Annotated in this window: 10 protein-coding genes and 3 pseudogenes; 3 read left to right on the top strand and 10 right to left on the bottom strand. The window is 61.4% G+C overall.

What is annotated here, in order from left to right; translation table 11 throughout:
• Position 1: 1 nt before the first annotated feature.
• The 9 genes and pseudogenes from ACFDR6_RS35450 to ACFDR6_RS35490 form a co-directional block, all read right to left on the bottom strand.
• Entirely contained in the window at positions 2-1,333 is a 1,332-nt protein-coding gene (locus ACFDR6_RS35450; protein ID WP_375861215.1) for an ABC transporter substrate-binding protein, read from the bottom strand.
• Positions 1,334-1,367: 34 nt separating this feature from the next.
• A complete protein-coding gene (locus tag ACFDR6_RS35455) occupies positions 1,368-2,411 on the bottom strand; it encodes a branched-chain amino acid ABC transporter permease (protein ID WP_375861216.1) in 1,044 nt (347 codons plus the stop codon).
• 3 nt (positions 2,412-2,414) lie between these two features.
• On the bottom strand, positions 2,415-3,305 hold the full coding sequence (locus tag ACFDR6_RS35460) for a branched-chain amino acid ABC transporter permease (RefSeq protein WP_375861217.1): 891 nt from the start codon (positions 3,303-3,305) through the stop codon (positions 2,415-2,417).
• The gene (locus ACFDR6_RS35465) at positions 3,305-4,222 is read right to left on the bottom strand and encodes an ABC transporter ATP-binding protein (protein ID WP_375861268.1); all 918 of its coding nucleotides are present in this window, start codon (positions 4,220-4,222) and stop codon (positions 3,305-3,307) included. Before ACFDR6_RS35465 ends, ACFDR6_RS35460 begins: the two co-directional genes overlap by 1 nt.
• Positions 4,223-4,244: 22 nt before the next feature.
• Positions 4,245-5,345, bottom strand: a complete 1,101-nt coding sequence (gene sfnG, locus ACFDR6_RS35470) for a dimethylsulfone monooxygenase SfnG (RefSeq protein ID WP_375861218.1) — start codon at positions 5,343-5,345, stop codon at positions 4,245-4,247.
• A gap of 556 nt (positions 5,346-5,901) precedes the next feature.
• Positions 5,902-6,249, bottom strand: a complete 348-nt coding sequence (locus ACFDR6_RS35475) for a HAMP domain-containing protein (protein WP_375861219.1) — start codon at positions 6,247-6,249, stop codon at positions 5,902-5,904.
• A 233-nt stretch (positions 6,250-6,482) separates the two neighbouring features.
• Positions 6,483-7,709 carry a T6SS phospholipase effector Tle1-like catalytic domain-containing protein gene (locus ACFDR6_RS35480; RefSeq protein WP_375861220.1) on the bottom strand — a complete coding sequence of 409 codons (1,227 nt, stop codon included), beginning with the start codon at positions 7,707-7,709 and terminating at the stop codon, positions 6,483-6,485.
• Between the two features lie 15 nt (positions 7,710-7,724).
• A complete protein-coding gene (locus tag ACFDR6_RS35485) occupies positions 7,725-9,170 on the bottom strand; it encodes a hypothetical protein (RefSeq protein WP_375861221.1) in 1,446 nt (481 codons plus the stop codon).
• A gap of 1,103 nt (positions 9,171-10,273) precedes the next feature.
• Positions 10,274-10,541: pseudogene (locus tag ACFDR6_RS35490) on the bottom strand (hypothetical protein); the annotation flags it as partial.
• Between the two features lie 614 nt (positions 10,542-11,155).
• On the opposite strand from ACFDR6_RS35490, the pseudogene ACFDR6_RS35495 reads away from it, so the two are divergent.
• Positions 11,156-11,299: pseudogene (locus tag ACFDR6_RS35495) on the top strand (alpha-hydroxy-acid oxidizing protein); the annotation flags it as partial.
• Between the two features lie 33 nt (positions 11,300-11,332).
• Here ACFDR6_RS35495 and ACFDR6_RS35500 read toward each other — a convergent pair.
• A pseudogene (locus ACFDR6_RS35500) lies at positions 11,333-12,045 on the bottom strand (ABC transporter substrate-binding protein).
• A 45-nt stretch (positions 12,046-12,090) separates the two neighbouring features.
• Here ACFDR6_RS35500 and ACFDR6_RS35505 point away from each other — a divergent pair.
• The gene (locus ACFDR6_RS35505; protein WP_375861222.1) at positions 12,091-12,246 is read left to right on the top strand and encodes a hypothetical protein; all 156 of its coding nucleotides are present in this window, start codon (positions 12,091-12,093) and stop codon (positions 12,244-12,246) included.
• 174 nt (positions 12,247-12,420) lie between these two features.
• Entirely contained in the window at positions 12,421-13,047 is a 627-nt protein-coding gene (locus ACFDR6_RS35510; RefSeq protein ID WP_375861223.1) for a MarR family winged helix-turn-helix transcriptional regulator, read from the top strand.
• Positions 13,048-13,088 lie beyond the last annotated feature (41 nt).

Here is a 13,088-nt window from a genome sequence, read left to right on the forward strand (position 1 = left end):
GTTACTGGCTCACCGGATCGTCGCCGGAGGTGCGAGGCTTGATGCCGTGCTCTTGGGCATAGGCGGCTGCGGATTTCTCGATGATCGGCCGCAGGGACGCCCAGTCCGGCGCGATCCAGTCCGAGACCACCTTCCACTTGGCGCCATCCCACTGCTGGAACGTGACGCGGCCGTCGCCCTCGTGATTGTCCCAGGTCACATTAATCGAATGGAACAGGCCCTTGGCGCCGAGTGCCTCGACGCGCGCCGGATTGAGCTGCAGATGCTCAAAGCCCCAGCGTACCTCGTCGCCGGTCAGGGTGCGCTTGCCGAACTTCGCCTGCGCGATCCTGACCGCTTCCACATTGAGGATGCCGTTCACAATGCCGAGGTTGTGATAGACGCTGCCGATCCGCTTCTTATCGTCAAGATTGCCCTTGCCGGCGCCATAGACCGTCTTGATCACCTGCTGCAGCACCGGATATTCGGCGCCGGAGGCCTGCGTGGTGATCGCGATGTAGCCCTTGGCTGCATCGCCCGCCGGGATCACGTCCTCTTCCGAGTTGGACCAGACGTTGCCGATGATGTGGTCCGCCGGGAAGCCGACCTTCTGCGCGGTCTTCAGCGCCACCGGATTCATCACGCCCCAGCCGCGCAGCACCACATAGTCGGGCTTGGCGCGGCGAATCGAGAGCCATTGCGACTGCTGCTCGTTGCCGGGATGCGGCACCTCGATCTGCTCGACGCTGAAGTGGTACTTGTCCGCAAGGAGCTTGTAGATCGGGATGGTCTCCTTGCCGTAGGGCGAGCCGTGATAGAGCACGACGATCTTTTTGTCCTTCAGCTTGTCGATGCCGCCTTCGCGGCTCGCGATGTAGTTCACGATGCCCGAGGTCTCGCTGTAGGGATTGAGCAGCAACGGGAAGACGTAGGGGAACACACGGCCATCGGTCGAATCGGTGCGGCCGTGGTTGATGGTGATCAGCGGCACCTTGTCCCTGCTGATGCGATCGATCATGGCGTAGGCGATGCCGACCGACAGCGGATTCCAGGCGGCGACGCCGGGCCGGTTCTTCAACCGCTCATAGACCTCGACGCCGCGTTCGACCTCGTACTGGGTCTCACCCTCGTCCCAGGTCAGCTTGACGCCGTTGACGCCGCCGTCGCGGATGTTGATCAGGTTGAGATAATCGATGAAGCCGCCGAAGAACCCGGTGCCGCCGGCCGCATAAGGACCGACCCGGTAGCTTTGCAGCGGGAAGAACTGCTCGTCGGCCTTCGCTCCCGACGCACCCGGCAGGCTCACGGCGCCGACCACGCCAAGAACAAACTTCAAGTGCCGTAACCTCGTCATCGTCTACTCCTTCATGTATCAGTTGCAGGAAAATTCACGTCGCTGCCGCTCCGCGCCGATGGACCGCCGCGCGAAATCGGTCCCACAGCGCCATCAGACCGCGCGGCTCGGCGATCAGGAAGGCGATGATCAGCGCGCCGATCACGATGCGCTGGCTCATCTCGAGCACGCCCGAATCGAACACTCCGCCGAGCAGTGACGCACCAAGCCGTGACAGCACCAGCGGGAACACCACGAGAAAGGCCGCGCCGAGAAACGCGCCGCGCAGCGATGCCAATCCGCCGATGATGATGATGAAGAGGATCTGGAACGAGCGGTCGAGATTGAACCCGGCCGGCTCGACCGTGCGTAGATAGGCAAACGCCCACAGCACGCCGGCGACTCCGATCAGAAACGAGGAGACGCCGAACGCCAGCAGCTTGGTCCGCAGCAGCGGCACGCCGATGACCTTCGCGGCGATCTCATGATCCCGGATGGCGATGAAGTTGCGGCCGGTCTGGGATTGCAGCAGCCGTAAGGTCAGGACTGTCGCCATCGTCACGACGGCCAGCGAGAACAGATAGCGGCCCGCGGCGCTGGTGAATGAATAGCCGGCGATGGTCAGCGCCGGCGCGTCGATCACGCCGGACGGGTTGTCGTTGGAGAACCAGCCGAACTTGGTCAGCGCCCATTGCACGAAGAACTGCGCCGCGAGCGTGGAAACTGCGAGGTAGAACCCGCGTAGCCGCAGGCTCGGCAGCCCGAACACGATGCCGATCGTCGCCGCGACGAGGCCGGCCAGCACCAGATCGAGGAGCAGCGGCAACTCGGGAATTCGGAGATGGAGATTGTAGGCGGCATAGGCGCCGACTGCGAGGAATGCCGCCGAGCCGAGTGAGACCTGCCCGGCATAACCGGTGAGAACATTGAGCCCGACCGCGGCGAGCGCCAGCGCGAGGAACGGCGTCAGCACCGCGTCCATCAGGTAATCCGAGCCGGCCAGCGGGATCACGCCGAATGCGATCACGGCGGCGGCACCGATCACGATCGTTTGGGGGACAGGCAAGCTGCGACGCGGCATTGAGGCGATGACGGCCATGTTTTAGACCCTCTCGACGAGCTTCTGCCCGAACAGCCCGGAGGGCCGCACCAGCAGGAATGCCAGCGCCACGACATAGGCGGCCCAGGCTTCGATGCCGCCGCCGAACAGCGGCCCGACATAGACCTCGGCGAGCTTTTCGATCGCGCCGATCAGGAGCCCGCCGACAATCGCACCCGCGATCGAATCGAAGCCGCCGAGCACGAGTACCGGCAGCGCCTTCAGCACCACCAGCGACAGCGAAAACTGCACGCCGAGCCGCGCCCCCCACAGCAGCCCGGCGACCAGTGCAACGATCCCGGCGACCGTCCACACGATGGCCCAGACCCGCGGCAGGCGCAGGCCGACCGCCAGCGCCGCGAACGGGTCGTCGGCGACGGCGCGGAACGACAACCCGGTGCGGGTGTAGCGGAAGAACAGCGCGAACAGCGTCACCAGGCTGCCTGCAACCGCCGCCGCGAACAGGTCGAAGCGGCTGATGAAGACGCCGGCAATATCGAGCGGCACGTCGCTGATGCCGATGTCGAGGCCGTGGACCTGGATGCCCCACAGCAACTGCGCCGCGCCCTCGATCACATAGGACAGCCCCAGCGTTGCCATGAACAAAGTGATCGGCGGCTGGTTGACCAGCGGCCGCAACACCGCGCGCTCAATCGCGACCCCGAGCGCGACCATGATCGCCAGCGTCGCCAGCAGCGCGAGCGGAAAGGCGATGCCGCGCTCGACCAGGCTGACGAAGGTCAGCGCCGCGAATAGCAGCATCGCGCCTTGCGCGAAGTTTAGCACGCCGGAGGTCTTGTAGATCACCACGAAGCCGATCGCGACCAACGAATACATCACGCCCGACAGCAGGCCGCCGACCAGCACTTCGATCAGGAATTGATAGTCGAACATCAGAGCACGAGCTCCGTTTCGTCCGGATGCGCGACGCCGAGATAGGCATCGACCACCGCCTGGTCGGACCTCACCTGGTCAGGCGTCCCGTCGGCAATCTTGCGGCCGTAGTCGAGCACCGCGACGCGATCGGACAGTCCCATGACCACGCCGATATCGTGCTCGATCAGCACGATGGTGGCGCCATAGCTGTCGCGCGCATTGCGCACATGCGCGGCCAATTCGTGCTTCTCGCCGAACGAGACACCGGCGAACGGCTCGTCGAGCAGCAGCAGCGCCGGCCGCGCCACCAGCGCGCGTGCAAGTTCGACTCGCTTCTGCAGTCCGTAGGGCAAGGTGCCGGCGGCGCGGTCACGTACCTCAGTGAGGTGAAGGAAGCCGATGACATCTTCGGCGGCGGCACGATTCTCCGCCTCGATCCGCCGCGCCAAAGGCGAGCCGGCGAGCTGGCGCAGGAAACCGGCGCGGACGCGGTGCGCGAGTCCCATCAGGACGTTGTCGAGCACCGAGAGGCCCTTGAATACTGCGAGATTCTGGAAAGTCCGCGCCACGCCGTGCTGCGCCAGCCGCGCCGTCGGCACATGGGCGAAGCAATGCTCGCCGAGCCACACCCGGCCCCGGTCGGGCCGGTAGAGCCCGCTGATGACATTGAGCAGCGAACTCTTGCCGGCTCCGTTGGGGCCGATTACCGCGCGGATCTCACCCCGCGCGACCTCGAGCGCGATGTCGTGCAGCGCGGCGACGCAACCGAACGAGAGCGAGATGTCCGCAAGCGCGAGCACCGGCCGTGCGGCGTCATCCCCTCGCGGCGCAAGCAGCCGCTCCCCGGTGCCGGCGCGTCCGGCCTTGGGGGGAGAGAACGCCGGCGCGACAAGTGCGCCATCCAGCGGAAGCACGCCCACGCTTGCTGCGATCATCGTCACGCCAATGCTTCCCGGATCACTCGGCGGCCTGGACGCGCAGCGGCGCGTCCGCTTCCAGTGCACGGACCAGCGGAATGACGCGGCGGCCGAAATACTCGACCTCCTCCTGGAAATGCAGGAAGCCGAGCAGCACGAGATCGACGCCGACCTCCTTGAGCGCGATGATGCGCTCGGCGATCTGCTCCGGCGTGCCGATCAGATTGGTCTTGAAGCCGTCATTGTACTGAACGAGATCCTCGAAGCTGGACTGCGCCCAGTTACCCTGGCCTTCCGGCGAGGCCTTGCCGGCGTTCTTGACCTCATGGCCGAAGGCATTGACGGCCTCCGGATCGGCCTTGGCGATGATCTCGTTCAGGACGGTTCGCGCTTCCGCCTCGCTGTCGCGCGCGATCGCAAAGGCGTTGACGCCGATCTTCACGGAATGATTGTTGGCCTTCGCCATGGCTTGGATGTCGTCGACCTGCTTCTTGATCTCATCGACCGAGTTGCCATTGGTGAAGTACCAGTCCGACACCCGCGCCGCCATGTCGCGCGCCGCGCGCGAGTTGCCGCCCTGGAAGATCTCGGGCAAGGGTTCGGCCGGCTTCGGCTTCAGCGTGTAATTCGTGAAGCGATAGAAATCGCCGCGGAAGCTGAAACTGTCCTGCGTCCAGATTCCGCGCAGCGCCCGGATGAACTCTTCCGAGCGCCGGTAGCGCTCGTCGTGATCGAGCCAGGGCTCGCCGATCGCGGTGAACTCGCCACGGAACCAGCCGCTGACGACGTTGACTGCGACGCGCCCCTCGGAGAGCTGGCTGATGGTTGCGATCTGCTTGGCCGCGACCGCCGGATTCCACGGTCCGGGAAGCAGCGCCGCGATCACCTTCAGCTTCGTCGTCGCCGCGAGCAGCGCGTGGCTGAAGGCGACCGGCTCATGCTGGAATTCGGCACCATAGCCCGCAGTAAAGCGGATCTGGCTCAGCGCATAATCGAACCCGGCCTGTTCCGCGATCTGCGCCAGGCGGCGGTTGTAATCGATATCCCATCCGGTTCGCTGTTCGATCTTGCTGATCACCAGGCCGCCGGAGACGTTCGGCACCCAATAGGCGAATTTGATCCTGTCATGGTTGGCAGTCATTGGAATTTCCCCCTGGGGTTTGAAGCTCGAGACGGACGTGACGCAGGCAGTACGATGCATGCACGCTGCGCCTGGTCAGCGGGTTACGACGCGGCTCGTGCGAGCCACCGCCAGATTTGAACTATGGGAAGGTTGGCGCGATCAGGGTGCTTAGGCCGCGCCCGCGCACGATCGGTGCGTCAACACGACGGCGCGCGACAGGAGGTCAGCCGCGCGACGCAGATTCGAGATCGATCTAAAAGGCCTGTGCAGGTCATTCGCATTCCCCTCGCGAGCACCAGCGGCGAGCAATCAATACTCTCAGAGAAATCATGGACGAGCGAGTCAAAGCCAAACTCTTTTTCAGCGGATCCGGGAAAGCGGTATTCTTTTGTTGAGGCAAAACGCAGCGTTTGTTGCTGCGTGACGAAATCCCTCTCGTATCGGCGAGTCCTCTTATGACGAGAGCGCGTGATCCCAAGCCGTGATCGACAACATGCTGTGAATCGGCGTGGGGTCCTGACGCCGATCGGCACAGTACGGCTTTGATTTACTTGATGTTGGAGGGGGCGCGCTTTCAGGCCAATTTACAGGTAGCCGTACGCTGCTCCTTCGCAGCCTGCTCCGCTGCCTGCTCCGTGGCATGTCGATGGGAATTGATCATCGCCTCTTTGAAGACTTGCAACGCGCTTGCCATCCGACCTATCTCGTCTGCCCGACCCAAGCCGGGCACCTCAGCATCCAAATCATGAGCAGCAAACTTGGCCATCGTCCTTGTGATTTCGGATAGTGGCCGAACCACCGGCGCCGCACGAGCAGCATCCCGCCGAGCGTAAGGGCCAACGACAAGGGCAGGAGGAGACCATATGCGATCAGAATGGTTCACCGGAGACTCGCACGCGTGCCCGCCAAAGGGAATCCCCATAGGGACTCTTATGTTAGACAGAGACCACTAGCGCGGTCGCCGATGCTCTATCGTCGCTGCACGCAATCGCATATCGGTCACGAACGCGTCAGGCGCCGTGACTCGTAGGTCTAGATCCGGGCGGGGCCGCATAAGACCAACGCAGACAAGAGCAGTTCGGCGGACTGCAGACCGGCGATGCGCTCTTGTTACCCGGCACACCGTCCGGTGGAGTTATTGAGCTTCATCGGCGATCAAGTTGCTCCGCCATCGTCGGCTGATGCAGGATTCGAGGAATTCGACCCCGCGCTGGGGATTTCATCGAAGTATTTGCTCGCTCTGCGATGGTTCTGAAGAGCAGCCGGTCTATACGGTCCGAAGCTCGTGTAATTGCGTACCGACTTCATCGCCAGCCGTTCGTAGACGGTTTCATGAAGCTGCGCGGTATCTGGGACGTCGCGGATTGCCTTGCCCCATTTGAGCATGGTCCCGCCGATACCAACCATGCATTCATCATGCATCATACCGTCGGCCGACGGGTAAAGCCTCAGCACGTCCTTGTCGACGATGATACGGCCCGCCTCGGGGATTTTCTCGGTGATGAACTCCACCATCCAGGTGAGCGTGATGTCCGATAGGCGGGATTCGTTCTCGGGGTAGCTCCCGCCGACATCGGCATGATTGCCGGCGAACCAGATCTGATCGAATTGCTCGGGTTCTCCCTCTCGATCAGGCCACTTGACGGTCCCTTTGCCTCCCCAGGGCACCCGCTTGAAGTCCTTTCGGCATTCGTCGATCGATTGAAGATGCCGAGCATACTGGACGTCCGAAGTGAAGTGCCGATCGTAAGTCCAGTCCGGGAAGAACCGCTGCCATCCGATGGCGGCCACGGCGTCCCAGATCCCAATGAAGTATGGGGAAGCGCCAGGGACGCGTTCGGCCTGCGATGCGTAGGCCGTCCGAAAGCGCTCCGCCATTTCGGTCGTCTCTGCTTCGTTTCTCGGCATCCCGAGACGGTAAATACAGGACACCGCCTCTTTTGCGACGCGTCGCAGCGATTTCGGGTCGAGGCTGATCGGCTCGCCGTTCCGTTCCTTCGTTGGGATTCCGCAAAGTTCGAGCACGTGAGCGAGACATCTGACCGTGTAAGCCCCGCGGCTGAAGCCGAACAAGTAGATGCGATCATCCGGCTCCCAGACGCCGATGAGCGCCAAATAGCAGTCGACGATCTTTTCTGTGATACCGAACCCGAACATCTGTCGGAACGTCTGCTTCCGCCTGCCCCAGCCACTGTCGTGACTGGGACCCGGGGTCCCGATGCCCGGGACATAGAGTGCCAACTGCTCCTTCGGATCGATGACCGAATCAGGTCCTGTGCGCGTCGCCCGATACAGCTTGTAGACGTTCGTGCGGCTTTCGTCCGGCAGCAGGCCGCCTTCATTTCCGGTGCCGTCCGCGAAGACGAGGATATTCTTTGCCACGTCGAAATTCCTTTTTCAGGTCACGAGCGGATCGAGTGATGCGTCGGCCACGACGATGCCGGTCGCGTCGGTGAAGATCGCCGCGAGGTCTTTCGCCTTTTGGCGATATGCGTCGTAAGCGTCCTGCCCTGCGAGTTGGATCGCCTCGGCCAGGGTTGCGATTTGCCCGGGCTTGGCCGTAGCGGCGGCGGCCTTAAACTTCAGTTCGTCCGAGCGGAGACCGGAGATGGCTGTGTTGAGATCGGAAATGTTGGTGGGCGTAACCAGCTTGCCGCTGATGTAGACGAACTGGCTGAGCCCGACGATGCCCAAGATCGTGCTCGGCACGACGAACGTCGATAGCTGGTTCATGCCCGCCGCAATCAGTCCGCCAATCACCACCAGCCCGAAGATGAAGCTCTGATATCGATAGACGTCGAACACGCCGTCTGTGGTGAAGAAGTCGCGCCAAGTTGCATTCGACGGATCCACGGCGGTCTTGGCCATCGGAATCCAATTGTGCCTCAGCAGCCATGCCCGGTTGTCCGCCGACAAGGCGTTGCGTTGGCTATCCGTACCCTTGGCTATGGTGGCGCCGATGCTGCTGATGCCCAGCAGGGTCAAAATCGATCCCGACAGATCTGCCAGAGTTCCCGTCTGCAACAGCAGCAAAGTAATCAGAGCGGCGACCGCCAACGAGAAGGCGAGGGTCTGGAAGGTCGAGAGACTGCCCTTCCCGTCCGGGCCCGCCGCGACCTGCGCGGGATTGAGCGCGCGGAGGAAGGATTCGAATGTATGATCGCGCTTGCGGAGCGCGAACGCGACCCAGAGGTAGAGAACGATGACCTCGGTGACGACCGCACCGATGCTGAACCAATACGGACTGAGACGCACGCGCACGGATGAGACCCGCCATGGCGACTGCCCGACCGGGCTATTGCAGGTGTAAAGGTACAAGTCGACCCTGCGCCAAAACCAGGCCAGATCGTCACCCATGTTGAGCGTCACGATCGTCTGGTCCGGCTCGAGCAGATGTTTCTGCACCAACGGATCGGACTCCGTCGCGCGGTGCGTAACGGCGTCCTGCCTCTTGAAGAGATAGGTCTCGTCGCCGTAGTCGATTCCCGCGAAATATCGGACGCCCTCGACGAATGGCGACCGCACGCCGAGGTCGACGCGCTGGTTTGTTGGCAAAAAATTCGTCGCGAATACTATAGGAGCGCCTACCGGATTGCGTCCGGAGCGGAGTTCGACCGCGAACTCACCGGGCTTCACGCATTGCTTCTGCGGATCGCTCGGTGTGCTTTGCGCTGGGACAGCGGCATCGGCGCCCGGCACCGGAGTTCCGGACTTTTGACTCGAAGGATCGGATCGGTTCTCACCCGACGTCGATTGCGGGACCGCAGCCTTCTGGCTATCGACTTGCGCTGGTTGTTGTTGCTGCTGCGCTCTCGCGCACGACGAAAAAAGCACCAACGCCATCGTGCATACAGCGAGATTACGAGACGAGAACATTTGTTTTTCACCGACAGATCAAGCAAACTGCCGACTATGTACCCAAGGTTGTTCCGGCCCCGCAAGCCAGCTTGCCTCATCTACCCTCGTTCTCCCCGACTATGCGAAGCCATGGATCCCATCCTCGACGAGGTGCAGCCTTATGGGCAGTCCTGACCTGGACACGCATTACGTCGTCAATCCCAAACGGCGCTGTTGAACGCTTTGCATCGCAACGAAATTAGACGTCCGCAGCCGACAGCTCGCTCGACCAACGTAAGGCACGAAGGCTCAATCGCGGGCTCTAAATCAACACAAATGCGAGAAGGCCGGAGCAGAGCAGTGCGCTCCCTGCGGAGGTTACCATCAAGAAGCACCTGTCAGGGTCGCATAGCCCCCGGGTTCGTGGCGGCCGCCCTGCGTCATTGAGCCGTCACCGACTATCATTCAAACTCGCTGCACTATTTCGGCCGTTGTAAGAAAAGGCTGCATAATTCCGGCGAGAACGTAGCTAAGTTCGCCGCTTCGCGGTAAGCGAAAAGGATACGAAGTACCGGCCCCACGAGCCAAGGCGCGCCGTCGCATTGAACGCTGCAGAGCTTGCCCCCTTTTTCTTCTCAATGCGACACCGGCAGCGAGCCGTTTCATAATTGCGATACAGCCATCTGAGTAACATTTCGGAATGCGCAGGCTCCTAATTCTCTTTGCAGTTTCCATGATCATGTTGACGGCGCGAGGTCAGCACCACGATAGTTTCGTGCCGCGCCCGACCGCGCCTATGCCGCCAGTCAATATTCCTTAGTCGTAGATCCGTCGCGACGATGAAAGCTGACTTGGATCGCAAGTTGGAAAGAGCAGGCGCTCCCTGAGTATTAGGAGGAACGGACACGGAACTGCCATAAGGAGGCCTCGCGTCATCCGCACCCAAGGTGCAGGCCAATGGAGTCAGGCTGGTTCAGTCCAAACCTTATCCCGTGCGCGGGCGGCGCGTCGCCGCCGGCGACGTTCGCGCCGGCGCCACGGCCTTTGTTCGGGGAGCCGTAGCGCCGGCACGGCCTGAGCGGGCTTCTCAGGTGCAGCCTATTTGGCAGCAGGCTCAGAAACACGCGAACGGGCCTCCATGACCTCAAGCACCGCGCGCCCCTTCTCGGTGATGCGCCAACCACCGTTTAGGCGCTCGACAAGCGCTTGCGAGAAGATATCCAGATCCGGCACGCGCGCGGCCAAGCGCTTAGTCCGCTCCGTCCAGTCGGCTCCGCTGGTCGCCAGAATTGCCATGTCGCGCTTGAGATCGGCCATTGCGGCAAATCCGTCCGGATAGCTGACCAGGATCTTGAGCACAGTGACCTGAAAGTTCACATCTCCTCGCCGCTTGCGACTATCGCCACATCGTCGGGGCATCGCAGAGCGCCGCGCGACCGATTTGCCTGAGCTGGTCGGGTGACGTGTCGCCTCGCGCGGCGGCTTCTAGAATCTTGAAAGTTACGCGAGCGCGGGCGCCTGTCTCATGATGGGGGACGTCTTCGCAGACCTCATCGATAACCGCGCGCAGAAGCGCGGCAGTGGTAGGATCGGGCATGGGGAACCCCCACGAAAACAATATGTCGTAACGCAATAGCTCTGGCGCCGAATTCAACGTTCTAAGAGATTCGTCCGAATTCTATACTCAGACTTTGAGTTGGCAACAGCCCCAAAGGATCGCAATTCTTGATCTGACTGCTCCTCGTGGACCGGATCCTGAAGCTCACACACGGGCACGCGAGTCCACCGGCTTCCTGAAAATCATCCGCTGATGGCCCATCATGTTGACGCGAGACCCTTTTGTTGGCGCAGCACGGCCACGGACCGGAATTCCATGAGCTGCGCATCAGCAAAATGGGTGGTTCCTATCCTTGCCCGGGGCTTCGCCCTGATGTTGCGCTCTGTTTCGGTGCGGAGATTGGGACGCGCACGCGGCGGCCGATTTCACCTAGATGCTCGATCCCTCGATGAACTGGGACGATGTCGCCGAGATGGCATAGATCTGGAACGGGCCGTTTCGACTCAGAGGCATCATGCCGCCCGACGACGCAAGGAAAGTGGACGAGATCGGCAGCGCACGAATCGTCCTGTCGAGCCTAAGTCCGCAGTACCCGCCGCCTTGACCGACTTCAGGTAGTGCGTGACGATTCCGAAACGCCGGCCTGGATCATGTTCGGCTTCTTGCCGGCATTCTCCTCGAAACGGGTCGAGAACGCGCGGGTGCCGTCATTCACGTGCCAGTAGCAGGATTCGGTGACCAAAGTACCGGCCGCTGCTTTCGGGCCCAAACCAGGGATCTGGTTGAGAAGCAGCGGAAGCCCGCCGATCCGCTGTCTCCGATCGGTCGCGCCGAATTCGGCGGCCTGCTTGATCGCGTTGAGCGGGTCGTCACCCGAATTGGCGAGGCCAATGATCTTGGCTCCGGATGACTGAGCCTGAAGGATGTGGAGGAGAAGTCCGGTGTGTTCAGCGGATGACGGACGTGCCCGAGCACCTTGCCGCCCGCTCGCTTGATGAATGTGGTGGCTTCGCGCTCGAGCGCATTTCCGAACGTATAGTCGGTCGTCAGGAAGAAGCAGGTGTCCGCGCCTAGCGCGACGAACGCCTTTGCCAGCGTATTCGCCAGCGCGTACGTAAGTCGTACGGCGAGCAGGCCCTGCCCGTCAGATCGGAGCTGGCCGGAGCGGAAAAGACGGTGATCCGCTGCTTCTGCTTGGTAAATTCTTGAATAGCCAGCGCCGCTCCGGACGAGCCGCCAGCGACAATTGCGGCGACACGTCGACTTCGATCCCGCGGCGGGCAATCGTGCCAGCCAGTTCGACCTTGCTGCCGTGGTCAGCACTCAGAAGCTTGATCGGCTTGCCGAGAACGAGGCCCGAAGTCGTCGATGGCCATCTGGGCCGCGATCAAGGAGCCCTTGGCGGATCTGAAATTTCCGGGCCTGACGGCGATAACGATTGCCATATCGCGTCGTTCATCTGCGCCACAAGGACGCATTGTCCAGATCGATACAAAGCCATTCCAAAGCGGCAAGTGGCGCTGAGGTCACTTGGCAATAATATGCGCCTGAGAACCTCACAGGATGCTTAAAATATGCGTTAAGCGGACTTTTTCGACGGATTTCACCACAATGATTGTGTGAAGTTGCGCCGAACGCTTGGCAGATTCGGGGTCGGACCTTCTGCATGGAAGGTTAGCGCCGGGAGCAAGGTAGAGATTGCAGCTCATCGAGCTGACATCCAACGCTTGGCCGGTCGAGCCGGCCGGCCGAAATAGTTCCTTGATTCTGCTAGCGCGGAACAGTCTAAAGATGGAGCTCCTGGATCCCATGGCGCCGAATTTGCCTGAGCTAACAAAACGGCTCGGAAAACGGCCTGAGGCGGCCCAGGAGGTAGTCAGACAATTCACGTGGGAGATCAGATCTATCAATGTGTGTCTGGACGACCTGCGTTGCTTCCAGGCGAATGCTCTCGGTGTCACCGGACCGCAAATGATGATCTTGATGGCCCTCACCGACTTGGAACGGGATGATGGTGTTCCGGTCAATGTCGTTGCCAAATTAATGAAGGTCGGCCCGCCCTTCATCACAAGAAATTCGAAGCAGCTTGAGAGCAAACGATTTCTGCGGCGCACTCCAGGCACGAAGGACGCCCGTGTCGTACATCTGTCTCTAACAGAGAATGCTCGCAAACGTCTTGCGAGCATCGCGCCCCAGCAGGAAGAGCTCGATCAGTTTGTTTTTGACTATCTCGGTATTCAGGAATTCGCGAGATTGGCTAGCTGCCTTAGGGGACTCAGGCATAGGCTGGAAAAAGCTCGCTTGCACGCTGAACTAAAATCTTGAGATGAACTGAAGCAGGATGGCAATCTCGGTCCCGAAGCAGG

This window comes from Bradyrhizobium tunisiense, from assembly GCF_042263385.1.
GTDB lineage: Bacteria > Pseudomonadota > Alphaproteobacteria > Rhizobiales > Xanthobacteraceae > Bradyrhizobium > Bradyrhizobium tunisiense.